Consider the following 26,166-nt stretch of genomic DNA (forward strand, 5'->3'; position numbering starts at 1 on the left):
GACGTGCTTCAGGGATGGCTGAAACTGAACGACGCCGAGTGGGCGGTGTGGACGCGTGCGCCGTCGGCTGACGTGCTGTGGGCGTTCGGCGTGCTCGCGGCGGTGATCGTGACCGGGTTGGCGCTGTTCGCCTGGGGCGCCTCGAGAGGGCGGTGGAAGGCGGTGCTGGCCGGGCTGGTGCTGGTGGTTCCGGCGGCCATGCTGACGGCGGTGTTCCTGGAGACGGCGGTCGAGGCGCGGGGCGCCCATGCCTGGTGCGCGGTCGATGGCCGGGCGGCGGCGGCGGGGCGCAGCGCCTGTACGGGCGCGGACGGCGGGCCGGCGACCCTGGCCCGGGTCATCTCCGGGGATGACGGCTTTCCACGCACCCAGTACTACTGGACCGCCAGCGGGCTTTGCGAGGCGCGGGTCGATCGTCGGTGCGGGGCGGCGGCCGGTCCGGCGGATCGCGTGCCGACGCCGGGCATGGTGCGGGTGGCGCACGCCGAGCCCCGGTCGCTGGAAGACGATCGTTGAATCTCGTTGAAGTTGCGCTTTGCATGTCGGATTTCCCGCCCTCGAACGTCTGAGTGAGTGAGGCAGGTACCCATGGCGACGCTCGCGGACATTCTCGGCAAGGCACGGCGGGCCGTCATACGGCAGGGTATCGCCGATCACGATGCGGATGACCTGGTGCACGAGGCGTTTCTGAAAGTGGAGCAGTATCAGCGTGACCATGCGGTCCGTAGCCAGGAGGCGCTGCTGGTCCGGGCGGCGGTGAACCTGTCGATCGACCGTCAGCGCCATCGCGGCCGCATGCCCATGGCCGACGGCGCCGAACTGCATGAAATCGCCGACACAGCGCCGGATCCCGCCCGGATCCTGGAAGCGCGGGCGCGGCTGCAGCAGGTGGCGGCGGATCTGGCGCAACTGCCGGAACGCACGCGCCGGATCCTGCTGAAGCGCCGGCTCGAGAACATGAGCTACGCCGAGATCGCCGCATCGGAGGCGATGACGGTGGCCGCCGTGGAGAAGACGGTGGCCCGCGCGACGTTGCAACTGATGAAGGGGAGGACTTCGTCGTGAGCCGCAGCTTGTCTTCCCCCAACATCGATGCCGAGGCCGCCGCGTGGCTGGCGCGGCTGCACGGCGACCATGACGCCGCCGCGCGGGACGCCCTGGACGCCTGGCTGGCCGAGGATCCCGCCCATGCGGCGGCGTTCGAGCGGGCCAGTGAGATCTGGGCCATCCTGCCTCGGGCCGCCCGCAGCAGTGCGGACGAAGCGCGCCTGCGCCCCGCGCCCGAGAGACGGCCGTGGCTGCGTCCGGCGCTGGCCATGGCCGCATCGCTGGTGCTCGGCTTCGGCGTGCTGTGGTGGTCTCTGGCCACCGTCGGCGACTATGTGACCCGGCCCGGCGAGCAGCAGGTGGCCACCCTGGATGACGGAAGCCGCATCGCGCTCAACACGGACACCCGGGTCGATGTGAAGTTCAACGCGGACCGCCGCCACATCACCCTGGACCGGGGGGAGGCCATGTTCGAGGTCGCCCACGATGCCGACCGTCCCTTCGTCGTGATCGCCGGGGACACCCGGGTCGAGGCGCTGGGCACGGTCTTCACCGTGCGGCGGACACGGACCGAGGTGGTGGTCACCCTGATCAAGGGCGAGGTGGCGGTCACCCGTGAGGGCGCGGGAACGAGCGATGCGCCGGAGGCCCCGATGCTGCTGCAGCCGGGCGAACGGCTGACCGAACCGGAAGCCGGGCCCACCCGGATCGAGCCCGCTTCGGTGGAGGCGGCGACCGCGTGGCGGCGAGGCCAGACCATATTCCGCGACACGCCTCTGGGCGAGGCGGTCACCGAGCTAAACCGCTACGGCGGGCCGCAGGTGGTGATCGAGGATCCGCGCGTGGCGGCCTTGCCCATATCGGGCGTGTTCACGACCAATGCACCCGACTTCGCCCAGGCCGTCGCGGATCTGCACGGCCTCAACGTCGAACGGGAGGGCGACACCCTGCACCTTGAGCGCTGATGAAGGGGCGGTGATTTTTTTGTGTCGCAACCGTGTCGGGTTTGCGGCGAAACGTCGTCTACCTAGTGGGAGCCATGCATCGCGCTCCCCAAGGGGGACATATGTTTTCACGTAATCTCGCCGCCCTGGCCGTCAGCGCCAGCACGCTCGTACTGTCAGCCCAGGCGCAGGCGCAGGCGCTCTACGCTTTTGATCTGCCCGCGCAGCCGCTCGAGGCGTCGCTGCGCGCCGTGGCCGCCCAGACCAACACCAATGTCGTGTTCTCCGGCGACCAGGTCAGCGGCAAGACCGCACCCGCCCTGCGAGGCAGCTATTCCGCCGAAGGCGCCTATCGCGCGATGCTGCGTGGATCAGGCCTGAGGCTGGGCGTCACCGACGGCGGATCGTTCGTCGTCAGCGCGCCTGTAGCCGGACAGGCCGCCCGGCAGGGTCAGGGCGCGCTGGTCGGCCAGGTCTCCATCGCCGAAGGCGCCCGTAGTCCGGACGGCGCCCTGGTGCGCATCGCCGAGACGGGCCAGACCACCAGCGTCGATCAATACGGCAGCTTTCGTTTTCCCTCGCTTCCGGCCGGCGACTACACGGTCGAAATCTCCTTTCTGGGCTATGAGCCTCTCGTCGAGACGGTGACCGTCCCGGCCGGAGGGTCGCACCAGCAGGCCTTCACCCTGGGCCAGGCCTACGCCACCACGGTCGAGGACGTGGTCATTTTCGGCTCGCGCAGCGCCCGCGCCAACGCTCTCAATCTTCAGCGCACGGCCGAGAACAGCGCCGATGTGATCTCGGCGGACGAGCTGGGCAATTTCACCGGGACCACCTTTTCCGAGGCGCTGCGCCGCGCGCCGGGGATTTCGTTTCAGCGCAACTCGGTGACCGGGGACGGCACCAATGTGATCGTGCGCGGGCTGGAGCCCGACATGAATGCGATCCAGCTGAACGGCCTGAATCTGCCGGTCGGCAACGGCGTGGGCCGGTCGGCCGACCTGTCGAACCTGCTGGCCGACTCGGTGAGCCGGATCACCATCAACAAGTCCCTGCTGCCCAGCCATGACAGCGCCGGCACCGGCGGATTGATCGAGATCGAGACCATGTCGCCGCTGGATCGTCCGCGTCGCTATGCGAACTTTCTGGTGGAGGGCGACCGCACGCCCGACGATTTCGGCGACGACTTTCTCGTCTCCGGCACGGTGGCCGGCACGTTCGGCGACAATTTCGGCCTCAGCGCTTCGGTCCAGTACCGCAGCCAGAGCACCCGCTCGATCGCCTATGACGCGGGCAGCAACGGCGGACGGCTGAACTTCGGCCGCTACCTGCCGCTCGACGTCGTCGGAAATCCGATCACCAATCTCGAAGCCGTCGATCCGCTTCAGACCTTTCCGTTCGTGTCAGGCGAGGATCAGGCGTATCCGGGCGGGCTGGTCACCAGCTTCTTTCACGACGAGACAGAAACCCTGGCCGGGACGCTCTCGGCCGAATGGCGGATCGCCAGCCACACCAATCTGAAGTTCGACTATCAGCACGCGGAGACGCGGACCGACTTCTTCTCGCTGTCGGACACTTTCTCGACCGGCGCCGAATACGTCGTCCTGCCGGGCGAGACGAACGCCCAGCTGGTGCTGGACCTGAGCCCGGGCAACGAGGGCATCTCACGCTCGCAGAACTACAGCTATGACCGCGACGTCCGGAAGATCACCGACACCTTCAGCCTGAACGGCCGGACCACCCTCGGCGCGTTCGAGTTCAACTATCTGGCCGGCTATGCCCACGGCACGGAACGTCACCCGGCCAGCTTCGGCCTGCAGCTGCGCATGCCCGACACCGACGCCAGCGCGGATCTGTTCCTGCCGGAAGCGGTCGATCCGGAGACCGGGGTGATCCACACCGGCTTCGGGCCGCGCAGCGGCAGCGGCATTCCCCTGCCCCTGCTGAGCAGCCAGGGCTGGGCCCTGGTCAATGACCCGTCCGCCTTCGTCATCGAGAACGCCAGCGGCCAGCTCGACAATTCCGAGGGCAGCAATGACCGGTACACAGCCAGCGGCAGCGCGCGCTGGACCTCGGGCGGCGGCTGGCTGAACTATGTGGAGTTGGGCGGCTTTTATGAGCGCGCCGAGTTCCAGAGCAATCTGACCCGCAGCCAGATCGGCGGCAACGTCCCGGTCTCGGCGCTGGGCCTCGAATTCATCCCGTCGGACCTGACGCGCATCGGACTGTCCGAGCCCGGATTCTCCACCCTCAGCGAAGGCGCCCTGCGCGGTTTCGTCGATGGTCTGGGCGCCCTGGCCGGGGGTCCGTCGGGCCTCACGCTCACGCCGATCGCGCCCCACCCCGACCAGGGCAACGAGAACACCGAGGAGACCAATTTCGCCGCCTACCTCCAGGGGCGGATCGACATCGGCAAGCTCGAGATCATCGGCGGGGTGCGCTTCAACCACACCCGGCTTGAGGCGACCAATCTCAACTTCCCGGTCTACACCGGCCCGATCCTGCCCGAGAACGGCGGGGGCATGGGGGTGGACTTCATCTTCCAGAACGAGTTCACGCGGCTGGTCACCGAGGAGGCCGTGTCGGAGGATTTCCTGCCGCGGGTTCTGTTCAACTACCGCGCCAGCGACGATCTGATCTTCCGGGGCGGCTACTTCCTGTCGGTCGCCCGGCCCGCGATCAGCCAGCTGTCCAGCGAGACGCGCATCGCCTTCATCAACTTCCCCATTCCGGGGCCTGAAGGCGTCAAGCCGATCCTGCAGATCAACAGCGGCAATCCCAACCTGCAGCCGGCGACCACGGACAATTTCGACCTGAGCGCCGAGTACTATTCCGGCATCGGCATCTTCAAGATCAGCGCCTTCTACAAGCGCATCGACAATCTGCTGCAGACCAACATCACCAACGGGCCGGCGACCCTGGCGGCGGTGACCCTGCCGGATCACCCCTATTTCAACGGGGCGCCCTATTTCGATCCGAACAATCCGTCCTCGGTCTTCATCACCGGCGGCAGCCCGGTGAACAGTGACGAGGTGGCCGAGCTGTGGGGCATCGAGTTCCAGGCCGAGCGGCGGTTCGACTTCCTGCCCGGCATCTGGGGCGGCTTCGGCGTGTTCCTGAACCACACCTGGACCGACAGTTCGCGCGCCGACCGCTACAACTGGAGCTATGGAACGCCCCCCGACAACGTCTTCACCTTCACAGACCTGCCGTTCGTGCAGCAGCCCGCCCACTCGGGCACGGCGGCGCTGACCTACAACAAGTACGACATCGATGCGACGCTGGCCTACGGCTACCAGTCGCGGGGGCTGTCGCTGTTCCAGCCGCGCGGGCTGAGCGTCTACACCGAAGGCACGGAGACGCTGGACTTCCGCGCGGAATACTATCTGCGCCCCAGCTACGGCAGCTTCCGCGTCTATGTGGAGGCCAACGATCTGCTCAACGGCACATCGGATCCGAACCTCGAACAGACCTTCGGCGGCGAACAGGGCGCGCCGACCTTCTTCACCCGCGCCACCTATCTGGGCGGCCGCAGCCTGCGCATCGGTCTGTCGGCCACGTTCTGATCGTCACGCCCAAAGGCCGGTGCGTCCCGTGACGCGCCGGCCGCTCTCTTCTCCACGTCAGGAAACCCCATGAAGACGATGATGCTGGTGCTGTTCGCATCGGCCGCGGCGATGCTCAGTTCGCCCGCCGCCGCAAACCCGTCCGACGAACAGGCGCTGCTGCCCTACGAGCAGTTCACCCTGCCCAACGGCCTGCGGGTCGTGGTGCACGAGGATCACTCGGCGCCCAAGGTGGCGGTGACCGTCTGGTATCACGTGGGCTCCATGAACGAGCCGGCCGGCCAGACCGGCTTCGCCCACCTGTTCGAGCATCTGATGTTCAACGGGTCGGAAAATCACGACGACGAATACATGCCGCCGCTGCAGGAAATCGGCGCCTCGGCGGTCAACGGCGCCACGACGCTGGACCAGACCTACTACTATGCGGTGGTGCCCACCGGCGGGCTGGAGCGGGTGCTGTGGCTGGAGTCCGACCGCATGGGCTATCTGCTCGGCGCCGTGACCCAGGAGAAGCTCGATGAGCAGCGCGGCGTCGTGCAGAACGAGAAGCGCACCCGCGACAACCAGCCCTATTCGATGATGCCGGAGTTGCGGGCCGAGGCGATCTTTCCGTCCGACCACCCCTATCACCACCCCATCATCGGCTCGATGGAGGATCTGGACGCGGCCTCTCTGGAGGACGTGCATGGGTGGTTCCACCAGTACTATGGCGCGTCCAACGCCGTGGTGGCGCTCGCCGGCGACGTGACGGTCGAGCAGGCGCGCGAGCTGATGACCCGCTATTTCGGCAGCGTGCCGCCAGGGCCGCCCATCGGGCGCATGACCGAATGGACGCCCCTGCTGGAGCGGGTCAGGACCGAGGTGGTGGCCGACAATGTGCCGCAGACGGCGATCTCGTGGAGCTGGCCCGTGCCCGGCAACGACGCCGAGGACCGGCAAGCCCTGCGCATGGCCTCGTCGGTTCTGGGCCGTGGGCGTCTGTCCCGCCTGAACCAGGCGCTGGTGATCGACCGGCAGCTGGCCAACAGCGTCTCGGCCAACTACGAGGGCGCGGCCATCTCGGGTCTGTTCAACATCGAGATCCGGCTGCAGCCCGGCGTCGATCAGGCCGAGGCCGAAGCGGCGCTGCAGGCGGTGCTGGACGAGTTCCTCGCGGAGGGCCCCACGGCCGAGGAGCTGGAGCGGATCAAGATCACCACCTATGGCGACACGGTCCGCATGCTGGAATCCCTCTATCTGCGCGCCATGATGCTGGCGGGCGGCACGATCGGGGAGGGCAATCCCGGCCAGTTCGAGCTTGATCAGGCGGCGTTCGACGCGGTTCAGGCCGAGGATGTGCTGGTCGCCGTGAATCAGTGGCTGGGCCGTCCCAACTACCGGCTTACCGTCGTGCCGCAGACCCGGTACGCGGCGGGGCCGGACGGCGCGGACCGCAGCGGGCTTCCGCCCATGGGCCCGGAATCCGAACTGGTGCTGCCGCCCGTGCGGGAGGGGCGCCTGTCCAACGGAATCCGCGTCCTCCACGCCCGGCGCGACGGCACGCCGACGGTGGACATGGTCATGGCCTTCGACGCGGGCGGCGCCGCCGACCAGGGCCTGAAGCCCGGTCTGCAGGGCTTCACCGTCGGCCTGATGGATGACGGCACGACCACCCTGACCGGTCAGGAATTCACCCAGGCCCAGGAGATGCTGGGCGCGCGCATGTACGCCTGGGCTGACTCAGACACCACGAGCTTCTCGGTGTCGGCCCTGACCCGCGCGCTGGACGACACCGTCGACCTGTGGTCGGACTACATCCGCGATCCCGCCTTCCGCGACGCCGATCTGGAGCGTGAGCGCGGCATGGCGGTGTCCGGCGTGCAGCAGGCGCTGTCCGACCCGACCAGCATCGCGGGCCGGGTGTTCACCTATCTGATGTTCGGCGCCGACCACGCCTATGGCGCGCCGCTGGCGGGCCGGGCGGATGTGATCCGGTCCTACCGCCGCGAGGACCTGACCGCCTTCCACCAGCGCTTCATCCGGCCAGACAATGCGGTGATCTTCGCTGCGGGCGACGCCGAATTCGACGTGCTGATGGCCACGCTGGAGGCCAGCTTCGGCGACTGGACGGCGCCTGCCGCGCCGCGGGGCGAGACCACCATCGCCGGGGTCGCCGATCAGACGGCGCCGCGTGTCGTGCTGGTGGACCGGCCCGGTTCGGTCCAGTCGGTGATCCGGGTCGGTCACGTGACGCCGAACGGGCTGGATCCGCGCAATTTCGATCTGGATGTTCTGAACGGCATTCTGGGCGGCGGCTTCACGTCCCGGCTCAACATGAACCTGCGCGAGGAGAAGGGCTGGACCTACGGCGCCGGCAGCAATGTCAGCGACGCCTTGGGCCCGCAGGTGTTCTCGGTCTCCACCAGCGTGCAGACTGACCGCACCGCCGACGCCCTGTCCGAGATCGCCCGCGAGCTTAACGAGATCGGCGGGGTGCGGCCCCCGAGTGGTGAAGAGCTCGATCTGTACCGTCGCGGCCAGGTGCTGACCCTGTCGGACCGTTTCGAGACCAACAATGCGATGGTCGGCTACCTCAGCTACGTCACGCGGTTCGAGCATCCCTACGAATGGATCACGACGCTGCCCGACCGCTACGCCGCCCTGACGCCCGAGATAGTGGGTGCGGCCGCCTCCATGCTGCACCCGGACGCCATGACCTGGGTGATCGTGGGCGACCTGACCCGGATCGAGGCCGGCGTGCGCGCCCTGGGTCTGGGCGAGGTGGAGGTCTGGGACGCCGAAGGCAATCGACTGCGCTGATCGTCTGCGCCCCGGGAGCAACGGCCTGCGTGAGAATAAGCAGTCCATGGTCCGGGGCTCGATTTTCGCCTTCCCCTACCCGTCTGACGTGAATAGCGTGGCTTTCATCGGTGAGGTGGAGGGCCGTTGAGGGCTCTTCTGGGGCGGGTCGGCACCTTGCTGAGGGGGATGGGTTAAGCGATGTATTGGCATGAGACCAACACCTCGATGGTGATCGAGGCAGACGAAGTCCTGCGCTATACGAGCGACACGGATGACGATCCCCATATCGCCATCTGGCTGGAACCCCCGCTCCAGGTGAATACGGGGCCTGGCCCCTTTCCGCCCCCGACGGCGTCAGGCCCCTTCCCGTCGCTCACGAACTTCGGGACCCTGGATTTCGTCACCAGCAATCAAACGACATCCTTCCTGATCGTATTCAGGCCGATGCCCGCGTCGTCTGAAGGCACGGTGGTCCATAATGCCGGTTCGATGCGCATCGAAGCCCGGGACGGGGGAGCTGTCGGAATTAGCGGCACGACCTACCATTCGTTCCGCTTCGAGAATCTGGGCGAGTTCATTGTCAGGGCCGCGGGCGACGCAAGGGGCTTCAGAAGCCTCAACGGCGACATTGTGAATCATGGCTTGATCGACGTTCAGGGCGACCTGACCATCGGGATCGACACGGCGATGGAATCGACCATTCACAATACGGGAGACATCCTTGTCTCGGGTTCCCACACCAGTGTTGCTGTGGCGCTCAACTACGGAAACAGCACCGTATATAATTCGGGGTTGATCAGGGCAGAGAAACTGGGCCGCGCTGCGGACGCAACCGCCATTAGTATAGCCCCCATCACCGGTCTCACGTCCATCGTCAACGACGGCGAGATCACGGGTGACTATGCCGTCAGAAGCGGGGCCATAAGCGATCGGGCGGTCCTGGAAATTCTCAATCGGGGCCAGATGAATGGAGCCGTCGTTCTTGAGGGTGCGTCGACCGACACCCTGATCAACGAAGGGGTCATCAACGGCCTCGTGTACCTGGGAGGCGGGGAAGACCTCTACGATGGCCGCCTGGGTGAAGTCTCGGGACCGGTCCACGGCGGGGCGGGTGAGGACATCCTTCTTGGCGGCGCGGGCTCGGAAACGTTTTACGGCGGTGATGGAAATGACCGCCTCGACGGCGGCGGCGGCGTCAACTTCCTGTACGGGGGCAACGGAAACGACACCCTGGTCAGCGGCTCGGATGACGACCTTCTCCACGGCGGCTCTCACCTGGATATTGCAAGTTACGAGAACAGCCTCTCGGGGGTGACCGTCGACCTGAGGCTTTCGGTCGCCCAGGACACGGGCGGCGGCGGTCGTGACACCCTGGTCTCGATCGAAGGTCTGCGGGGCAGCGAGTTCGACGACGTCCTGCGAGGCAAGGGCTATTTTGCCGAAAATGCCGCCGTGCTGTTCAAGCCGGAAGCCCTGCGGAACAACTCCTTCAGCGCCGCAGTCGATGTCTCCAACCTGTTCGGGATTGTGGAGAACCCGGATATCGAGAACTCGACCACGACTCCACATGTGTCGATCTCGGCGGAAACGAGCGGAAATCCGGAGTACTTCAGATTTGTTGTCACCGAAGCCGGCGCGGTGGGTGTGTTCGACATCGATCGTGTGTTCGGAGGAGTTAACCTGAACCTCACGATCTATGACGCGGAGGGTAATCTCGTCAGGTACAACGACGACTGGCCGCTCGATCCGGGGAGCCTGGCGCCGCTGGATCCTTTCATAGAGCACACCTTTGCTCAACCGGGGGTGTATTACGTCGTTGTAAACACCAACTACCCGTTGGGATTGATCGTCGGGACAAAGTACACGCTTCAAATTTCCCTTTCCGACGCCCCCATTGTTTCTGACGAGTTGCGCGGCTCGCGCCTTGAGGGCGGCGGCGGAAATGACACCCTCATCGGCGATATTGGAAACGACGTTCTGGATGGCGGAACCGGAAACGACATCCTGATCGGCGGCCTGGGCGACGACATCATGATGGGCGGGGCCGGCGATGACACCTACTATGTCGACAGCATCCATGACGTGGTCATCGAGCGCGGCGGCGAGGGGCGCGACCTGGTCTACTCAACCGTCAGCTTCAACCTGAACGGACAGTCCATCGAGGACGCCACGCTTCTGGGCGACCGCAACATCAATCTGATCGGCAACGCGGGTCACAACGTCCTCACCGGCAACAGCGGCAACAACATCATCGACGGCGGCGGCGGCATCGACACCATGGCCGGCGGCGCGGGCGACGACATCTACTATGTGGACCATGTCCGGGACGTGGTCATCGAGCGCGGCGGCGAGGGTTACGACCTTGTCTATTCCACCGTCAGCTTCGACCTGAACGGACAATCCATCGAGGCCGCCACACTCCTCGGCTCCCGCAACGCCAATCTGATCGGCAACGCGGGTCACAACGTCCTCATCGGCAACAGCGGCAACAACATCATCGACGGCGGCGCCGGCATCGACACCATGGCCGGCGGCGCAGGAGACGACATCTACTATGTGGATCACGTCCGGGATCAGGTCATCGAGCGCGGCGGCGAAGGTCATGACCACGTCTATTCGACCGTCACATTCAACATGAACGGCCAATCGCTGGAGGATGGCACCCTTCTGGGCGACCGCAATATCAACCTGATCGGCAACACCGGCCACAATGTCCTCACCGGCAACAGCGGCGCCAACATCATCATCGGCGGCGGCGGCGTCGACACCATCGACGGCGGGGCGGGAAATGATGTGCTGAACGGTGGCGCGCGCCGGGACTATCTGACCGGCGGGGCCGGTTCGGACCGGTTCGTCTATACGAACGTCTCCGACAGTTCCTATGCCGACTATGACCGGATCATGGATCTCTCCGACGAGGACATCATCGATCTGTCCGGCATCGACGCCGACATCAACACCGAAGGCGACCAGGCGTTCGCACTGGTGGATTCCTTCACCGGCCAGGCCGGCCAGATCACCCTGACCTACAACGCCGGCGCAGGCTTCACCGTGCTGGCCGCCGACGTCAACGGGGACGGTCTCGCCGACATGCGCATCGTCCTGTACGGAAATCACGAGGACTTTTCGAACTTCTGGCTGTAGGCGGCGGAACCGCAAATGTCCCGGGGAGCGCCCATGACCGATGAGGCGACCGAACTTCAGGAGTCCATCCGCGCCGCCCTGGGATGCGCGCCGGATGTGGCGCGGGACATCGCCGCCCATGCGACCGAGCGGCGCTATCCGGCGCAGGCCTTGATCCTGCGTTACGGCGACCGGACGAGCCACGCCTGGCTCGTCATGGCGGGACGGGCCCAGGCGCTGGTGTACGCCCTCGACGGCCAGATGGTCCTGGTCCACGAATACCTGGCCGGTGATCTGTTCGGCGCCATCGCGGCGGTCGACGCCTGGCCGATCGAGGCGGAGGTGATGGCCGCCGAACCGACCAGCGCCGCCTGTGTGCCGGCCGCCGACTTCGTGCTGCTGGTGGATCGCCATGGATCGCTCGGCCTGCTGCTGGTCCGTTCGCTGCTCCAGCAACTGCGCGCGACCAGCATGAGAATGGTCGACCGCACGACCCTGTCGGCCCCCGGGCGGGTGTATGCCGAACTTCTGCGCCTGGCGCGGCTGGGCGACGGCGTGACGATCCGGCCCGCCCCGGTGCACGCCGCGCTGGCGGTCCGGGTCCAGAGCACCCGGGAAACGGTCTCGCGCGCCGTCAACGCCCTGGAGCGGCGCGGGATCTTGCGGCGCGAGGACGATGCCCTGGTCATCGTCGCCGCCCAGCGGCTCGAAGAGATGGTGGTCTAGTCCCTCGCTCAGTCCGAACCGATTTCGGTCCAGGGGCCGGCCCTCGTCAGGGCGTACAGGGAGATCACCTCTCCGGCCCTCGACAGTTCGCCGATGTGAGGGCACTCGCCGCCGGCGAGGTGGGTCCAGCCATGCAGCGCGGCCGCGAAGCTCCCGGTCACGTGGATCGCGCCCGCGGGGGTCGACGCCAGCAGGTCGGACGCGACACCGGTCGTCGGGCCCACAAGCACGGAGGGGCCGCCGAACGGACTGTCCGCCAATTGCACGACGCCATAATGGCCGGCGATGCGGGGGCCGTCAGGCCCGAGGCCGCCGTTGATCAAGCCTGCGGCGCGCGCCGCCTCGGCCGGATCCGCGAAGGCGATATGAAGGGCGCCCCCGGCGAACACCGGCGTCGTCAGCGGTCGGGCGGCGCCGGCCAGCACCGCTGCGATACGCCCCAGCGAGGCGGGATCATCGCCGCCGCCGTCCTCGCCATCGAGCGTGACCGCCAGCATGGCCGCAAGGACTCCCGCGCCCGGCTTCTCGGGGAGCGATCGGCCCCGCCGCCCTGCGCCGGACGGCCGAGGCTGATCCAGCCGGACCTGTCGGCGTCCGCCCCGACGCCAGTGCGCGCCGATCAGGTCCGTGGCGCTGGCCGCGCCTTGCGGATCCGTCAGCAGCAACTGGACCGCTTCACTGGCCAGGGAAGCCGCCTTCATCACCGCCCGACCCATGGCGATCTCGGCGGCGAGGCGGATGTGGAGCATGGTCGTCGCCTGGCGCCCGGGCTCCACCACCCAGACCGACGTCGCCTGTTCCAGAACCGCGTCGAACCGCGTCGCCCAGTCACCGCCCAGGGGCGCGGCGGAATCGGCCCGGAACACCGCCGCAGACGCGGGCAGCACCAGATGGAGTTCGCCCCCCCGGGCCAGCACGGCCTCGGCCACGATGAGGTCGGCCCCGCCGGCGAGCGCGCCCCAGGCGAAGCCGATGCGCTCTACGGCCAGAAGGGCGTCGATGCGTTCGCGCAGGTCCGCGGTGTCCACAACGCCCATGTGTCCCGCGAAATGCAGGCTGCGGGGTGGTTGCAGCGGTTCGAGCCAACCGGCGTCCTCGCCCCGCGTCTCCAGGATCAGGGAGAACTGGCGAAGGGTCGAGGCGTGGTCCTCCCAGGCCTCGGGCGCCAATCGGCACGCGGCCTCCAGAGCGGCCTGCGCCTCAGCCGCCCGGCCCAGCAAGAGCAGCGCCTCCGCACGGGTCGCGCCCAGATAGTAGGGCGTTTCAGGTCCGGTATCCCCGGCCTCCAGCTTGTCGAGAACCTGCTGTGCGCGCGCCTCGGCCATGGGACGGTCGCCGGCCAGAAGGGCGAGGGTCGCGGCGTTGATCAGGTGATAGGTCGCCCCGCTCAGATCCGCGGCCAGGGCATAGGCGTCACCGGCCTCGCGCCACAGGCGTGGCCGCTCGGCGGCCGGCGCCCGGCGCGCCTCGTCCTTGAGCAGACGACCGCGCACGCTGAGTGTCGCCGGCTCGTCGGTCACAGAGCCGAGGCCGGCCTCATCGAACAGGCGTCTCGCCCGGTCCAGGGCTCCGGACCGGGCGAGGGCGATGATGGTGGGGAGGGCGGGGGAGGGGGGAGAGGTCAAGACGCTGGTCTCATTCGCCGAGCTCCTCGGGCTCACCCGCGCCGAGATACGGAAACGGGAACCGGCCGCCGTCGTTGGGGATGTCCGGGTCGATCTGATCCGGGTCTTCGAGACGTTTGTTGGTGTGGATGACGTTGCAGAGGAACCTCTGGTGATCGTGCCTCCTGGGCCGCTTGTTCACGACGAAATAGATGAGCCTGCAGTCCCTGTCGTCGGGACCGAGGCTGCCAGCCCGTGTCGCGTGATCCATGACGTGCATGAGATCGCAGTTGTTGTCCCCGTGGTCATGTTTGGTCGTGATGCCGGGCTGGTTGGGCTCGAAATGCCAGTCGACGTTCGGATCGAGCTCAATCACCACCCAGCAGGGTCCGCCGACATAGATGTTGATCGATCGGTCGAGCACGGGGTCCTCGCCGGGCCACTGACGGACCTTCCCCGTATCCGGCAGGGGCAAACGCCGGAGCCGGGCGTCCACAAAAGCCGCGATGTCGCTTTCGGGCACAGCATAGCTGCGGATTTTGGCGATCACCCTGTGACCCGGCGGCATCATCTCGTCATAGGTGTACTGGGTGTAGACGACTTCCCCCAGTTTCCAAGTCCCTGAAGTGCTTGGCAGCGGCACGCCGCCGATCGGGTGTTCTTCGGTTCCTGTCGTACTGGTCATTGCAGTCTCTCCCTCTCCAACCGTTCCAGCACGACGAGATTGTCGGCCGTCATGCGGCGCAGCGCCGCCCATTGTTCGTTGGCGGGTTCATGGGCGGCCATGGCCTCCGCGCCCTCCAGCGCCTCCTGCAGCCACTGGCGCGCCAGATCCGGCCGACCGGCCGTGAACTCCAGTGACGCCAGCGCCCGGTACAGGGCGACCTCGCGCAGGCGCACCTCCATGTTCGCCGGGTCTTTGACGAGCAGGCGGCGGATGATGATTTCCTCGGCGAGGCGATGCTCGCGCGCCTTCGCGTCGTCGCCGTTCTCGCGCCAGGCGTCGGCCAGCCAGGCGTGCCGGTTGGCGAGATCGAGCGCATAGATGTCGGGATCAGCCGCCGCTGCGGCGGCCGCCTCCATCCGGGCCAGCGCAATCCGGCAGTCCCCCAGCGCGTCTTCCGGTCGACGCGGTTCGGCCAGGGCCAGGCTGCACAGATTGCCCCGGGCGAAACCGGCCTCCCGAAGGTACCGGGCGTTCCTGGGCTCGCGGGCCACCAGAGTATCGGCCAGATCGCGGTAGGCTTCGAATGCGGTCTGCGCCTCGGCCTGTCTCTCGCGTTCGAACGCGACGACGCCCACCGCCTGCTCGCTCTGGGCATGGGCCCACATGCGGGCGGGGTTGTCGCTGTCGGCGGCGAGCAGGGCGGCCGTGGTGCGCCGAGCCTCCTCGAAATGCTGCATGGCTTGATCCAGGTCGCCGCGCGTCTGGAGGTCCGTACCGATGGCCAGCAGCACCCGCGCGCGTCGCTCCAGTGAATCAGGCGGCAGCCGCCCGATGTCCTGGGCTTCGTAGTACTCCAGGGCGCGCGTGTTGACGGCGTCCAGGGCGTCCAGTCGGCCGACCCCTTCCAGAGTATCTCGCAGATCGGTGAGCATGAATTCGACCATTCCCTCGGCTTCGGCGCGCTGCCGTTCCGCTTCCCGCCGGGCCTCGATGGCCATGGCGGTCAGCAGGGTCATGGTTAGCATTCCGCCCAGCGCCGCCGCCGTGACGGCCGTCACGGCCCGCAGCCGGCGCTGGGCGTCGCGCTGGACCAGCTCGTCGAGGCCGACCCCGACCACGCCCGCCACCAGTTTCAGGAACCCGAGGCGCGGACCGTCCCCCGTGGGCTGAAGGTCGGCCGCGAGAGGCTCACGGGCCGCGTCCGCTAGCGTGTCAGGAAAGGAGTCCGTCGGGGTCCCGGCGATCAGGGCCGCCAGCACCGGCCGGTCCGGATGCAAGGACCGGAACAGCGCGATTTCGCGCGACACCCATGGCGATTGTCTGGCGGCCGGCGAGCAGACCACGATCAGGGCGGCCGAGCCGGCCAGGGCCGCGCGCACCTCCACGCTCAGGCTGTCGGCTGCGGGCAGATCCTCGCGATCGCGAAAGATGGGGGCGAGCCGGCGCGGAACGGGGCCGCGCGGAGTCGTCCGCCCGACCAGCCGCCTCGGCAGGACGTATCGCTCCAGCCGTCGGTGAAGGCGGCGGCCGGCCGCCGCGTCCTGATGGCTGTAGCTGATGAAGGCCCGATACCGCGCGGGTCCGCCGTCCCCCTCATCCATCACCCCTCTCCCCGGAGGCACGCTGCCAGAGAGTGAGCCGCTGCACAATCAGAGCGTGACGGGCGTCACGCGCACGTCCGGTCGGGAGGGGGGACGATCGCCTCATTGGCAATCAAGCCAGGGAGGCCGTCATGAAAGTGAAGTTCAAACGCGAGCGTAAAGGCGGCGTGCAGACCGCGAAGGTGCGGATCAATGGGGCCGACCCCAATTTCGAGCGCGACATGGGAACGCTGGAGCTGGACGAAAGCAAGGAACACACCGTGTCGTGGCTCTTGATCGGACCGACCGGCGCCGCGCTCAAGGTCACCATGACAGCATCGGGGTCCGAACAGGTGCTCGTGGACGCCATCATCAAGCACGAGCACGGAAGCCAGCTCGCCGACAGTCAGACTTTCCGGGTCAAGGGAGCTACGTCGTGAGACCCGCTGTCGTGATGCTGGGCGCAGCTGCGTTGGCGGCGGGGGCAGGCGCGTTGCCAACATGTGCGCTCGGGCAAGCCGATCCATCTTCGAATTTCGAGATTCAAGCGGAGAAGGACAGCGCTGAGGTGGCGATCGTTCTGGGGGGGTGGGACGAGAGCACCGACTCGAACACTCGCTGGACGGTGCGGTTCTCCACACCCCTGGGGGGCGGCGATCGCTCTGCTGATTTCATAACCGACGGCGGCTTGTCAGGAAGCACGGCTGTACGAGCCTCATACGGTTGGTTGCTCCATGGCGAGCCTGGCCCTTGGGGCGGCGAGGGGCCGCGCGCTCCCGTGCGGCAACTGATCGTTTCAGGTGGGATTGGCCACCAGAGCCTGGAGTTCCGAGACTTCGGCACTCTGGATAAACAGGAAGTGAGCAGGACGCCCTACGCACTCTCCCTTTCGGTTGGAGGCGAGTGGCCTTCTCGCTCCTTCCGTTTCCCATACTACCTCGGCTTTGGCGTCGAACACACCCGCGAGTATCGAGGTTCCGATGAGCGCACCCTGTGCGGGCCCATGCCCACATCCGGGCCGCAGGAGTGTTTCACCGCCTCGTTCGGCGAGCCTCGTGCTCAGGACACCACAGCCGCCTACTTCATCGGCCGTGTGCAAGGCGAGAACCTCTTGGGACTGGGGCTTCCTTTCGCGGTGGAGGTCCAGCCGGCCTACGATTTCGAGTCCGAAGTCAGTGAGGTCGCGACCACGCTTTTCCTTCTGCCCGATGGCGACGGTCGTCTGCGTGGCGGCCTCAGGTTCCGCTGGCGATCGGCGGATGATGATCCGACAACAGACGATGATCACTTCGCGGTCGGCGCCTTCGTCGGCGTGCCGTTCTCTCTCTATGCGCCGGCAGGGAACCGCTAGGCGCCCTCCAACCGGTGCGCGGGGCGGCTTCGCAGTGTGACGGCCGTCACGCGCGCGGGTTCCTAGGTGAACGCAAGATCAACTCACCGCTGTCGGGCGGCGCAAGGGCGCCGGTTTCCGCGGTCGGCGAAGGAGACTGTCATGGCTGACGAATCTGAACTGGACGGAATGATCTATCTTGGGGACCAGACACCCCCGCTCCCGCCGTCGATGTCGGGAGGGGCGGGTGACGACGATACGTCGTGGGACGCCGCAGTGATGCACAAGATCGATGACGCCGCCGCTCCCAATGGGGTCATTTACGAGCGTGTGCTTCTGAAGACCAAGGACCCCACGAGCCTTCCCCACGTGAAGAAGACCTGCGCCAAATGGATCAGGCCTTGGTCGGGCGGCAAAATCTGTGTCGGCTGGAAGCTCGAATACAGGTGGCTGTACGTCACTGCGACGCTGCGGGTCAGCACCGGCGAGCCGGTGGACATCGGCGCCGAAGTCGAGGCGTGCCTGAAGCAGGGCGCGATCGCCATGGCGATCGCGGCCATTCTCACGGGCGGCAGCGGCGCGCCTGCTGCCGCGGCGGCTGCGATCAAGTCATGCCTGGCTGCAAAGCTCGGTGCTAACCTGCTGAGTGTGTCGGTCGATCTCTCCCACCACCGAGGTGGGTGGGAGTAGCCGCAGCGACCCCCATCGCCGTCAGGCGGCTGTCGCGCGATCGAGGAACGGCCAGGGCGGATCCACGCGATTGCCCTGGTCGAACCGTTCGTGGGGTATCATGGCCGGGCTGCAAAGCATGCCCACCGCCACCCGCCCGCAGCACCTTACCCGGCCGTGGCGGACAGAGAGGGATTCGAACCCTCGGTACGCTTTCACGTACACACGCTTTCCAAGCGTGCGCGATCGACCACTCCGCCACCTGTCCGTTCCACGCCGTGCGTGCGCCGCCGGACGGTCGATCCGGCGGAGGCGAGGCTGATAGAACAGGCGGAGCGTCTGGGCAAGCGCCGTCGGGCTTCCCATATGCGGCTGGACCCATTTAAGAGGCGATCCATGCTGTTTTCCAAATCCGCCGACCTGCCCACCGCCGACACCGCCCTGCCCGGGCGCGATCAGCCGCTGACCACCGACGAGGTGCACTTCGTCTCGGGCCGTCCGCTCAAGGGACCGCACCCCGAGGGCTTCCAGAGCGCCGTGTTCGGCATGGGCTGTTTCTGGGGCGTGGAGCGGGTGTTCTGGCAGTTGCCGGGCGTCTGGGTGACGTCTGTGGGCTATGCGGGCGGGATCACCCCCAATCCCACCTATGAAGAGGTCTGCACCGGCCGCACCGGCCACACCGAGGCGGTGGAGGTGGTCTTCAACCCCGAAGAGATCACCTATGACGACCTGCTCAAGGCGTTCTGGGAAAACCACGACCCCACCCAGGGCATGCGCCAGGGCGGCGATACGGGCACCCAGTACCGCTCGGCCATCTATTACGCCGACGACGCCCAGAAGGCGGCGGCAGAGGCGTCGCGCGACGCCTACGCGGCGGCGCTGAAGCGGGTGGGCATGGGCCCCATCACCACCGAGATCGCCCCGCGCCCGACCTATTATTTCGCCGAGGCCTATCACCAGGGCTATCTGGCCAAGAATCCCGAGGGCTATTGCGGCATCGGAGGCACGGGTGTGGCCTGTCCCGTCGGCATCGGCGTGGACGCCTGATCGTGGACCGGGCGGGGGTGAAGCGGTTCTGCCTGGCCCTGCCGGCGGCGACGCTGGATCACCCGTTCGGCGACGACCACGACGCCTACAGGGTGGGCGGCAAGATGTTCGCCATCATGGGCGGCATGGGCGGCCTGTCGTTCAAGGCCTCGGACATCGCCTATGAGGTGCTGACCGAAACCGGCCGCGCCATCCCCGCGCCCTATCTGGCGCGCGGGAAATGGGTGCATCTGGCGGATCCCGCCGACTGGCCCGACGACGAGCTGAAAGACCATCTGATCACGGCCCACGCCCTGATCACCGCGAAGCTGACGAAGAAGTTGCGGAAGGACCTGGGGCTCTAGTCCTCCGCCGCCTGCTCCGCGATCCAGGCGTCCATGCGCTGGTCCAGCAGGTCCAGCGGCAGGGGGCCGTCCACCAGCAGGGCGTCGTGGAAGGCGCGGACGTCGAAGTCCTCGCCCAGGGCGGCTTCGGCGCGGCCGCGGATGTCGCGCAGGCGGATCTCGCCGATCTTGTAGGCCAGGGCCTGGCCGGGCCAGCCGATGTAGCGCTGCAGCTCGGTCTCGATGTTGTGGGTGGCGAGGGCCGAGTTCTCGGCGAAACAGGCCCGCGCCTGTTCGATCTCCCAGCCCAGCCAGTGGATGCCGGTGTCCGCCACCAGACGGCAGGCCCGCCACATCTCGTAGGACAGACGCCCGAACCGCTCATAGGGCGTGCGGTAGAAGCCCATTTCCTCGCCCAGATACTCGGCGTACAGGCCCCAGCCCTCGGTGAAGGCGGTGACATTGGCCCCACGCCGGAAATAGGGCCCGGCCTCGGCTTCCTGCTGCAGGGCGATCTGAAGGTGGTGGCCCGGCACCGCCTCGTGCAGGGTCAGGGCTGGCAGTTCGTACAGCGGCCGCTGGTCCAGCCGCCCGGTGTTGACGATGTAGCCGCCGGGCAAGCCGGCCTCCATGGAGCCGGCGAAATAGCGGCCGGTGGTGTAGTTGGCCTCGATCTCCTCGGGCACCGGCCGCACGTCGTAGGGCAGGCGGGGCAGGGTTCCGAACAGGGCCGGCAGGCCGCCGTCGGCCCGCTTGGACATCTCGGAAGCCTCTTTAAGCAGGTCCTCGCGGCTTGTGGCGTAGAACTGCGGGTCGGTGCGCAGGAAGGTCAGGAACGAGGCGAAGTCGCCTTCCCAGCCCGCGGCGGCCATCTCCTCATCCATGCGGGTGCGGATGCGCGCGACCTCGGACTGGCCCAGGGCGTGGATCTCGTCCGGCGTCATGTCGGTGGTGGTGTAGCTGCGCGCCAGGAAGGCGTAGTAGTCGCGTCCGCCCGGCCGGTGCGCCAGACCCAGGGTCTCGGGGGCGGCGGGCAGATACTCCTCGCGCAGGAACGCGACCCAGGCGCGGCGGCGCGGTGCGATCTCCCCGGCGATGATGTCGCGGGCCCGGGCGCGCCAGCCCTCCTGCACATCCGCCGGGATCGAGGCGGGCAGATCGGCAAGCGGCCGCAGCAGGGGGTCGGTTTCGGCCGTGAAGGCCGCGTCGGTCTCGGCCAGCATCAGGGCGTTCTCGACCACCGACCGGGTCTGGACCAGGCCAGTCTCCAGCCCCCGTCGTGCGTCGGTGCGCGCCTCGTCATAGAAGGCGCCCAGCCCCGCCATGCGCTCCAGCCAGGCCTCGCCCTCGGCGCGGTTGGTGATCCGGGTCGAGCCGGCCATGTAGCCGATCCACTGACCGGGTCCGCCCTCGGAGTCGAAGGCCAGCCGTCCCCCGTCGAAGGCGACGCGCTCAACCGCCATGTCGATGATCCACGAGATGAAGGCGTGATTCAGCCGGTCCTCCTCGGTCAGGGCCGCCGGGTCGATGGCCTCCAGCCTTGCTGCGAACCCGCGCAGGGTCTCGGCCCGCGCCACCTCCGCCTCGCGAGACGTGTCCGGCAGTTGCGACAGGGCCTCGTCGTCGCCCTCGCGGCCCGCGCTGATGGGGTCCTGCGACCGGTCGAAGGCTTCGTAGTCGGCCAGGATCGCCGCGAGGGCTGGATCCTGCGCCTGGGCCTCGGCCGGAACCGGCTGGGCCTGGACCGGCTGTGACAACGGCGCGGCGGCGGTCAGGGCCAGAACGGCGGCGCCCATCAGGGCGATGGATCGGGTCATGGAACGAAGCCCCCTCAAATCAACAACGGCGTGCATGGGGCCCGGCGGGAACGGCCGCGTCAATGCCCCGTTGATCCACAGACCGCGGTTCGATCGAGTCCGCTTGACCCGGCGGGCGACGCGCGCTCGATTACGGACCGGGGGATGCAAGGGGAGGGCGGCTCTTGAGCCGACGAGTGTTGACGCGGCTGATCGCCATTCTGATCGGCGCGTTTCTGGTGGCCTGGTTCGCTTCGCCGGTCTTCGCGGTGCGCTCGCTGATCAATGCGGCGCGCACCGGCGACGAGGCGCGGCTGGAGCGTCTGGTGGACTTCCCCGCCGTGCGCGACGACCTGAAGGCTCAGCTGAACGCCCAGCTGGTGCGCCGGGTGCGTGAAGACCCGGAGCTGCGCGACGATCCCCTGTCCGGCCTGGGGCTGGTGCTGGCGCCGTCGCTGATCTCCGGCGTGGTGGACGCCTTCGTGACGCCCGGGGCTATCGCCGCCATGGTCCAGACCGCCGAGGCGCCCGACATCATCGGCGACGAAGACGCGGTGACGCTGGAGCCCCCTGAGGACCGCGAGAAGGACATCCGCATCGGCTACGGCTATCGCGGCCTGAACCGCTTCGCCGGCACCCTCACAGACCGCGACCGCCCCCATGAGCGCATCGACCTGATCATGGAGCGCCGCGGCGTGTTCAGCTGGAAACTGGCCCAGGTGCGGCTGCCGAGGGACTAGCCCTTAAGCGCCGCCCGCACCGCGTCCAGTCCGGCGTCGGCCTTGTCGCCGTCCGGGGCGCCGCCCTGGGCGAAGTCGGGCTTGCCGCCCGCGCCCTGACCGCCCATGGCCAGCACCGCCGCGCGGGCCAGATCGGCCGCGTTCACACGGCCGGCCATGTCGGCGGTCGTCGCCACGGTCACCGCGGCCTTGCCGTCGGTGACGCCGATCAGGGCCACGACGCCCGAGCCCACCTGCTTGCGGAAATCCTCGGCCACGCCGCGCAGGCCCTTGCCGTCCACGCCGTCCAGCACCCGGGCGATCAGCTTGACGCCGCCGATCTCTTCCGGCGTGGCATCAGCGCCGCCGCCGCCGCCCAAGGCCACCTGCTTCTTCAGCTCGGCCACCTGCTTCTCCAGCGCCTTGACCGAGGCCGCCATGGCCTCGACCCGGGCGGGCACGTCGGCGGGCTGTATCTTGAAGTCGCGGGCCAGGCCGCGCGCCACCTTCGCCTGGCCTTCCAGATACTGACGGGCTGCCTCGCCGGTCAGCACCTCGATGCGGCGCACGCCCGCGGCGATGCCGCCCTCGGACACGATCTTGAACAGGCCGATGTCGCCGGTGCGCGCCACGTGGGTGCCGCCGCACAGCTCCATGGAATAGGCCGCATTGTCGCTGACCAGCGAGCGGCCGAGCGTCAGAACCCGCACCTCGTCGCCGTACTTCTCGCCGAACAGGGCGATGGCGCCGGCCTCGATGGCGGCGTCCGGGGTCATCAGGCGCATCTCGGCCGGGGCGTTCTGGCGGATCACCGCATTGACCTCGGCCTCGATGGCCTCGATCTCGGCCTCGGTCAGCGGCGCGCCGTGGCTGAAGTCGAAGCGGGCCCGCTCGGCGTCCACCAGCTGGCCCTTCTGGGCCACATGGGCGCCCAGCACATTCTTCAGCGCCGAGTGCAGCAGGTGCGCGGCCGAGTGGTTGGCGCGCGTGGTGCTGCGCTTGTCGGCGTCCACCATCAGGGCGCAGCGCTGGCCGATGGCCAGACCGCCGGACACGATCTCCACGTCATGCACGTGAAGGTCGCCGGCCTGCTTCTTCACGTCGGTGACGCGGGCCTCGCCGCCGGGCCATTCGATGATCCCGTGGTCGCCCGCCTGACCGCCGCTCTCGCCGTAGAAGGCGGTGCGGTCGAACAGCACCTGCACCGTCTCGCCCGGTCCTGCCGCGTCCACCGCCTGCCCGTCCTTGAGGATGGCCAGCACCTCGCCGGACTCCTCCACCCCGTCATAGCCGGTGAAGACCGTCGGCCCCATGCGGTCGCGGATGGCCAGCCATTCGCCGGCCGTGGCCGTCTGGCCCGATCCGGTCCAGTGCTCGCGGCTGCGCGCGCGCTGCTCGGCCATGGCCGTCTCGAACGCCGCCACATTGACCGACAGGCCGCGCCGGCGCGCCTCGTCCTGGGTCAGGTCCAGCGGGAAGCCGTAGGTGTCGTAAAGGGTGAAGGCGGTCTCGCCCTCCAGCATGTCGCCTTCCTTGAGGTTGGCGGTGGCGTCCTCGAACAGGGCCATGCCCCGGCCCAGGGTGGTGCGGAACCGCTCCTCCTCCTGACGCAGGGTCTCGGTGATGGTGGCCTGGGCGCGGCCCAGTTCCGGATAGGCGTCGCCCATGTTCTGGACGAGCGTCGGCACCAGCCGGTGCATCAGCGGATCGGCGGCGCCCAGCAGGTGCGCGTGGCGCATGGCCCGGCGCATGATCCGGCGCAGCACGTATCCGCGCCCTTCATTGGACGGCGTCACGCCATCCGCGATCAGGAAACAGGAGCTGCGCAGGTGGTCGGCGATCACCCGGTGGCTCGGGGCCTGATCGCCCTCGGCCCTGGTCTTCGTCTCGGCCTCGGACGCCGCGATCAGATTCCGGAACAGGTCGGTCTCATAGTTGGAGTGCACGCCCTGCAGCACCGCCGCCACGCGCTCCAGCCCCATGCCGGTGTCGATGGAGGGCTTGGGCAGGTTGGTGCGGGTGCCGTCCGCCGCCTGCTCGTACTGCATGAACACCAGGTTCCAGATCTCGACCCAGCGGTCGCCGTCCTCCTCCGGCGACCCGGGAGGGCCGCCCCAGATGTGGTCGCCGTGGTCATAGAAGATTTCGGTGCACGGGCCGCAGGGTCCGGTGTCGCCCATGGACCAGAAATTGTCGCTGCCCGCGATGCGGCCGATGCGGCTTTCCGGCAGGCCGGCGATCTTCTTCCACAGCTCCACCGCCTCGTCGTCGTCCACATAGACTGTGGTCATCAGACGGTCCTTGGGGATGCCGAATTCCTTGGTGATGAGGTTCCAGGCGAACTCGATGGCCTCGGCCTTGAAGTAGTCGCCGAAGGAGAAATTCCCCATCATCTCGAAGAAGGTGTGGTGCCGCGCCGTGTAGCCCACGTTGTCCAGATCGTTGTGCTTGCCGCCGGCGCGCACGCATTTCTGGGCGCTGACCGCGCGGTTGTAGGGGCGCTTCTCCTGGCCGGTGAAGACGTTCTTGAACGGCACCATGCCGGCGTTGACGAACAGCAGGGTCGGATCGTTCTGCGGCACCAGCGGGGCCGACGGCACCTTCTCGTGGCCCGAGGCCGCGAAGGAGTCGAGGAAGGTCGATCGGATCTGGTTCAGGGTCGCCATGTCAGTTCGCAAACGCGTTCAGGGGAGGGAAACAGGCGTCATATAGGGCTTTGAGCCCAAACGCATCACCCCGGCGTGATCGAAAGCACGCGGCGGCTGCGGTTTGCCGGCCTCATGGCGGGTGTCATCAAACTGTGGAAAACCCATCCGATTGATTCAGTTTTGTGAATCGCAGCCGTCCACAGTCTTTCACAGACTTATGCACCGGACGGCGGGTCCTCATGCACAGCAGGAGGAATTCGGGCGCTTGCCCAATAGACGATTTCGCGGGAACGTCAACGGGCCGAGGGACACGGCGGCGCGGAAATCCCGGGAGACCGGGAACTTCAAGCGGGTCGGTCCGGCTCTCTGATCCAGGCTTTCAGGCGTCTTCGGACGGCTCGATCGACCGGACAGGGCCAAGGCTCCCGAACCAGACGCCCTCGGGCGGAGGTTCACGGAGAACCGGGCCGGGATCGATGGACGACGACAGGGGAGACCCTGACGGAACGCCGGAGACCAGGAGCCGCCAGGAGGCCGCGTTTCTTCTTCGGGTTCGCCCGCCGGGGAAACGGTCAGGTTCCTGACCCTAAGGTCAAGTCCCAACCCGGACTTGGCGAGGGGACGATCGCAACGGTTCGACCGGGCTGTCGTCCCCTCGCTCAATTCGGGCTCCCGTTATTTCAGCAGCCCCACCTGAAAGCCTGTCTCACCGCTTCTGGCAGGTCGGGCACCAGAAGGTCGAGCGGCCGCCCTGGACCGTGCGGCGGATGACGCCGGTGCAGCCGGGCGTGCGGCAGGGGTCGCCTTCGCGGCCATAGGCGTCGAAGCTGTGCTGGAAATAGCCCTGACCGCCGTCGGCGTTGGCGAAGTCGCGCAGGGTCGACCCGCCCGCCGTGATGGCGTCGTTCAGCACATCGCGGATCTGGCCGGTCAGCCGCTCCAGCCGGGGGCGAGACACCTTTCCGGCCGCCGTCAGGGGCGAGATGCCGGCCCGGAACAGGGCCTCGCACACATAGATGTTGCCCAGGCCCGCCACGATGCGCTGATCCAGCAGGCTGACCTTTATCGACGACTTCCGGCCGCGGAACGCCTCGCCCAGATGGGCGGCGGAGAAGGCGTTGCCCAGCGGCTCCGGCCCCAGCCCCGCGAACCAGGGGTGCGCCTCCACCTGATCGGTGGGGATCAGGCCCATGAAGCCGAACCGGCGGGCGTCGGCGAAACCCACGCGGGTGCGTCCGGCCGGCCCCTCGGCGCACAGGCTGACATGTTCATGCTTGCCGGCGATGGGCGCGGGTTCCTCGAACTCCCCCAGCTGGCGGCCGTCCAGGGTGAAGCGTCCGGTCATGCCCAGGTGGGCCACCCATGTCTCGTCGGTGGACAAGGGCATCAGCAGATATTTGGCGCGCCGGTCCACCCGCCGCACCGTCGCGCCTTCGAGCCGCGAGACGAAATCCGGCGGAAAGGGAAAGCGCAGATCCGGCCGGTTCTGGCGTACATGGGTCAGGCGCGCGCCGGTCAGGATCGGCTCCAGACCGCGCCGCACCGTCTCGACTTCGGGAAGTTCAGGCATGGATCGGCCATAGACCATTTCGGCTT

The 26,166-nt window shown here is 67.7% G+C and carries 19 protein-coding genes and 1 tRNA gene; 13 read left to right on the top strand and 7 right to left on the bottom strand.

Going from position 1 to position 26,166, the window contains the following annotated elements; all coding sequences use genetic code 11:
* Positions 1-3 precede the first annotated feature (3 nt).
* The 7 genes from IWC96_RS15205 (at position 4) to IWC96_RS15235 (ending at position 12,187) form a co-directional block, all read left to right on the top strand.
* On the top strand, positions 4-516 hold the full coding sequence (locus tag IWC96_RS15205; protein ID WP_021698107.1) for a hypothetical protein: 513 nt from the start codon (positions 4-6) through the stop codon (positions 514-516).
* A 72-nt stretch (positions 517-588) separates the two neighbouring features.
* Complete coding sequence (locus IWC96_RS15210) at positions 589-1,065, top strand: RNA polymerase sigma factor (RefSeq protein WP_021698108.1); 477 nt, start codon at positions 589-591, stop codon at positions 1,063-1,065.
* Positions 1,062-2,012 (top strand): FecR family protein, encoded by a 951-nt coding sequence (locus tag IWC96_RS15215; RefSeq protein WP_196839233.1) that lies wholly within the window; start codon positions 1,062-1,064, stop codon positions 2,010-2,012. The genes IWC96_RS15210 and IWC96_RS15215 overlap by 4 nt, the downstream gene beginning before the upstream one ends.
* A 101-nt stretch (positions 2,013-2,113) precedes the next feature.
* A complete protein-coding gene (locus tag IWC96_RS15220; protein ID WP_021698111.1) occupies positions 2,114-5,557 on the top strand; it encodes a TonB-dependent receptor in 3,444 nt (1,147 codons plus the stop codon).
* A 69-nt stretch (positions 5,558-5,626) separates the two neighbouring features.
* Entirely contained in the window at positions 5,627-8,356 is a 2,730-nt protein-coding gene (locus tag IWC96_RS15225; protein ID WP_196839234.1) for a pitrilysin family protein, read from the top strand.
* A 180-nt stretch (positions 8,357-8,536) separates the two neighbouring features.
* Positions 8,537-11,482, top strand: a complete 2,946-nt coding sequence (locus tag IWC96_RS16175) for a M10 family metallopeptidase C-terminal domain-containing protein (RefSeq protein ID WP_196839235.1) — start codon at positions 8,537-8,539, stop codon at positions 11,480-11,482.
* A 33-nt stretch (positions 11,483-11,515) separates the two neighbouring features.
* On the top strand, positions 11,516-12,187 hold the full coding sequence (locus IWC96_RS15235; RefSeq protein ID WP_196839236.1) for a Crp/Fnr family transcriptional regulator: 672 nt from the start codon (positions 11,516-11,518) through the stop codon (positions 12,185-12,187).
* Between the two features lie 8 nt (positions 12,188-12,195).
* On the opposite strand, the gene IWC96_RS15240 is transcribed toward IWC96_RS15235, so the two are convergent.
* The 3 genes from IWC96_RS15240 to IWC96_RS15250 are packed head-to-tail and all read right to left on the bottom strand — an operon-like array spanning position 12,196 to position 16,059.
* Positions 12,196-13,812, bottom strand: coding sequence for a tetratricopeptide repeat-containing protein (locus IWC96_RS15240; protein WP_196839237.1), 1,617 nt, complete (start codon positions 13,810-13,812; stop codon positions 12,196-12,198).
* Positions 13,813-13,822: 10 nt separating this feature from the next.
* The gene (locus IWC96_RS15245; RefSeq protein WP_196839238.1) at positions 13,823-14,476 is read right to left on the bottom strand and encodes a nucleotide synthetase; all 654 of its coding nucleotides are present in this window, start codon (positions 14,474-14,476) and stop codon (positions 13,823-13,825) included.
* A complete protein-coding gene (locus IWC96_RS15250) occupies positions 14,473-16,059 on the bottom strand; it encodes a toll/interleukin-1 receptor domain-containing protein (RefSeq protein ID WP_196839239.1) in 1,587 nt (528 codons plus the stop codon). The genes IWC96_RS15245 and IWC96_RS15250 overlap by 4 nt, the downstream gene beginning before the upstream one ends.
* Positions 16,060-16,190: 131 nt before the next feature.
* Here IWC96_RS15250 and IWC96_RS15255 point away from each other — a divergent pair, with 131 nt between their 5' ends.
* The 3 genes from IWC96_RS15255 (at position 16,191) to IWC96_RS15265 (ending at position 18,058) form a co-directional block, all read left to right on the top strand.
* Positions 16,191-16,478, top strand: coding sequence for a hypothetical protein (locus IWC96_RS15255; RefSeq protein ID WP_196839240.1), 288 nt, complete (start codon positions 16,191-16,193; stop codon positions 16,476-16,478).
* The gene (locus tag IWC96_RS15260; RefSeq protein ID WP_196839241.1) at positions 16,475-17,389 is read left to right on the top strand and encodes a hypothetical protein; all 915 of its coding nucleotides are present in this window, start codon (positions 16,475-16,477) and stop codon (positions 17,387-17,389) included. Before IWC96_RS15255 ends, IWC96_RS15260 begins: the two co-directional genes overlap by 4 nt.
* A gap of 141 nt (positions 17,390-17,530) precedes the next feature.
* Positions 17,531-18,058 carry a hypothetical protein gene (locus IWC96_RS15265; RefSeq protein ID WP_196839242.1) on the top strand — a complete coding sequence of 176 codons (528 nt, stop codon included), beginning with the start codon at positions 17,531-17,533 and terminating at the stop codon, positions 18,056-18,058.
* Between the two features lie 157 nt (positions 18,059-18,215).
* On the opposite strand, the gene IWC96_RS15270 is transcribed toward IWC96_RS15265, so the two are convergent.
* Positions 18,216-18,305 (bottom strand) — tRNA-Ser (locus tag IWC96_RS15270).
* A 128-nt stretch (positions 18,306-18,433) separates the two neighbouring features.
* Here IWC96_RS15270 and msrA point away from each other — a divergent pair.
* Both msrA and IWC96_RS15280 read left to right on the top strand, forming a co-directional pair.
* Entirely contained in the window at positions 18,434-19,084 is a 651-nt protein-coding gene (msrA, locus tag IWC96_RS15275; RefSeq protein WP_196839243.1) for a peptide-methionine (S)-S-oxide reductase MsrA, read from the top strand.
* Positions 19,085-19,086: 2 nt separating this feature from the next.
* Entirely contained in the window at positions 19,087-19,428 is a 342-nt protein-coding gene (locus IWC96_RS15280) for an MmcQ/YjbR family DNA-binding protein (protein ID WP_045318800.1), read from the top strand.
* Here IWC96_RS15280 and IWC96_RS15285 read toward each other — a convergent pair.
* Entirely contained in the window at positions 19,425-21,224 is a 1,800-nt protein-coding gene (locus IWC96_RS15285; RefSeq protein ID WP_021696655.1) for a DUF885 family protein, read from the bottom strand. The two genes, IWC96_RS15280 and IWC96_RS15285, sit on opposite strands and share 4 nt — an antisense overlap.
* 164 nt (positions 21,225-21,388) lie before the next feature.
* Here IWC96_RS15285 and IWC96_RS15290 point away from each other — a divergent pair, with 164 nt between their 5' ends.
* Positions 21,389-21,943, top strand: coding sequence for a DUF2939 domain-containing protein (locus IWC96_RS15290; protein WP_045318799.1), 555 nt, complete (start codon positions 21,389-21,391; stop codon positions 21,941-21,943).
* On the opposite strand, the gene alaS is transcribed toward IWC96_RS15290, so the two are convergent.
* Entirely contained in the window at positions 21,940-24,588 is a 2,649-nt protein-coding gene (gene alaS, locus IWC96_RS15295) for an alanine--tRNA ligase (RefSeq protein WP_021696653.1), read from the bottom strand. The two genes, IWC96_RS15290 and alaS, sit on opposite strands and share 4 nt — an antisense overlap.
* A 688-nt stretch (positions 24,589-25,276) precedes the next feature.
* Positions 25,277-26,140, bottom strand: coding sequence for a bifunctional DNA-formamidopyrimidine glycosylase/DNA-(apurinic or apyrimidinic site) lyase (gene mutM / locus IWC96_RS15300; protein ID WP_045318819.1), 864 nt, complete (start codon positions 26,138-26,140; stop codon positions 25,277-25,279).
* Positions 26,141-26,166 lie beyond the last annotated feature (26 nt).

It is taken from the genome of Brevundimonas sp. BAL450, from assembly GCF_015767455.1.
Lineage (GTDB): Bacteria > Pseudomonadota > Alphaproteobacteria > Caulobacterales > Caulobacteraceae > Brevundimonas > Brevundimonas abyssalis.

Coding starts and splice junctions, on each gene's coding strand:
- IWC96_RS15210 (WP_021698108.1), top strand. CDS start 589: ATGGCGACGCTCGCGGACATTCTCGGCAAGGCACGGCGGGCCGTCATA.
- IWC96_RS15220 (WP_021698111.1), top strand. CDS start 2,114: ATGTTTTCACGTAATCTCGCCGCCCTGGCCGTCAGCGCCAGCACGCTC.
- IWC96_RS15225 (WP_196839234.1), top strand. CDS start 5,627: ATGAAGACGATGATGCTGGTGCTGTTCGCATCGGCCGCGGCGATGCTC.
- IWC96_RS16175 (WP_196839235.1), top strand. CDS start 8,537: ATGTATTGGCATGAGACCAACACCTCGATGGTGATCGAGGCAGACGAA.
- IWC96_RS15235 (WP_196839236.1), top strand. CDS start 11,516: ATGACCGATGAGGCGACCGAACTTCAGGAGTCCATCCGCGCCGCCCTG.
- IWC96_RS15245 (WP_196839238.1), bottom strand. CDS start 14,476: ATGACCAGTACGACAGGAACCGAAGAACACCCGATCGGCGGCGTGCCG.
- IWC96_RS15250 (WP_196839239.1), bottom strand. CDS start 16,059: ATGGATGAGGGGGACGGCGGACCCGCGCGGTATCGGGCCTTCATCAGC.
- IWC96_RS15255 (WP_196839240.1), top strand. CDS start 16,191: ATGAAAGTGAAGTTCAAACGCGAGCGTAAAGGCGGCGTGCAGACCGCG.
- IWC96_RS15265 (WP_196839242.1), top strand. CDS start 17,531: ATGGCTGACGAATCTGAACTGGACGGAATGATCTATCTTGGGGACCAG.
- msrA (WP_196839243.1), top strand. CDS start 18,434: ATGCTGTTTTCCAAATCCGCCGACCTGCCCACCGCCGACACCGCCCTG.
- IWC96_RS15285 (WP_021696655.1), bottom strand. CDS start 21,224: ATGACCCGATCCATCGCCCTGATGGGCGCCGCCGTTCTGGCCCTGACC.
- alaS (WP_021696653.1), bottom strand. CDS start 24,588: ATGGCGACCCTGAACCAGATCCGATCGACCTTCCTCGACTCCTTCGCG.
- mutM (WP_045318819.1), bottom strand. CDS start 26,140: ATGCCTGAACTTCCCGAAGTCGAGACGGTGCGGCGCGGTCTGGAGCCG.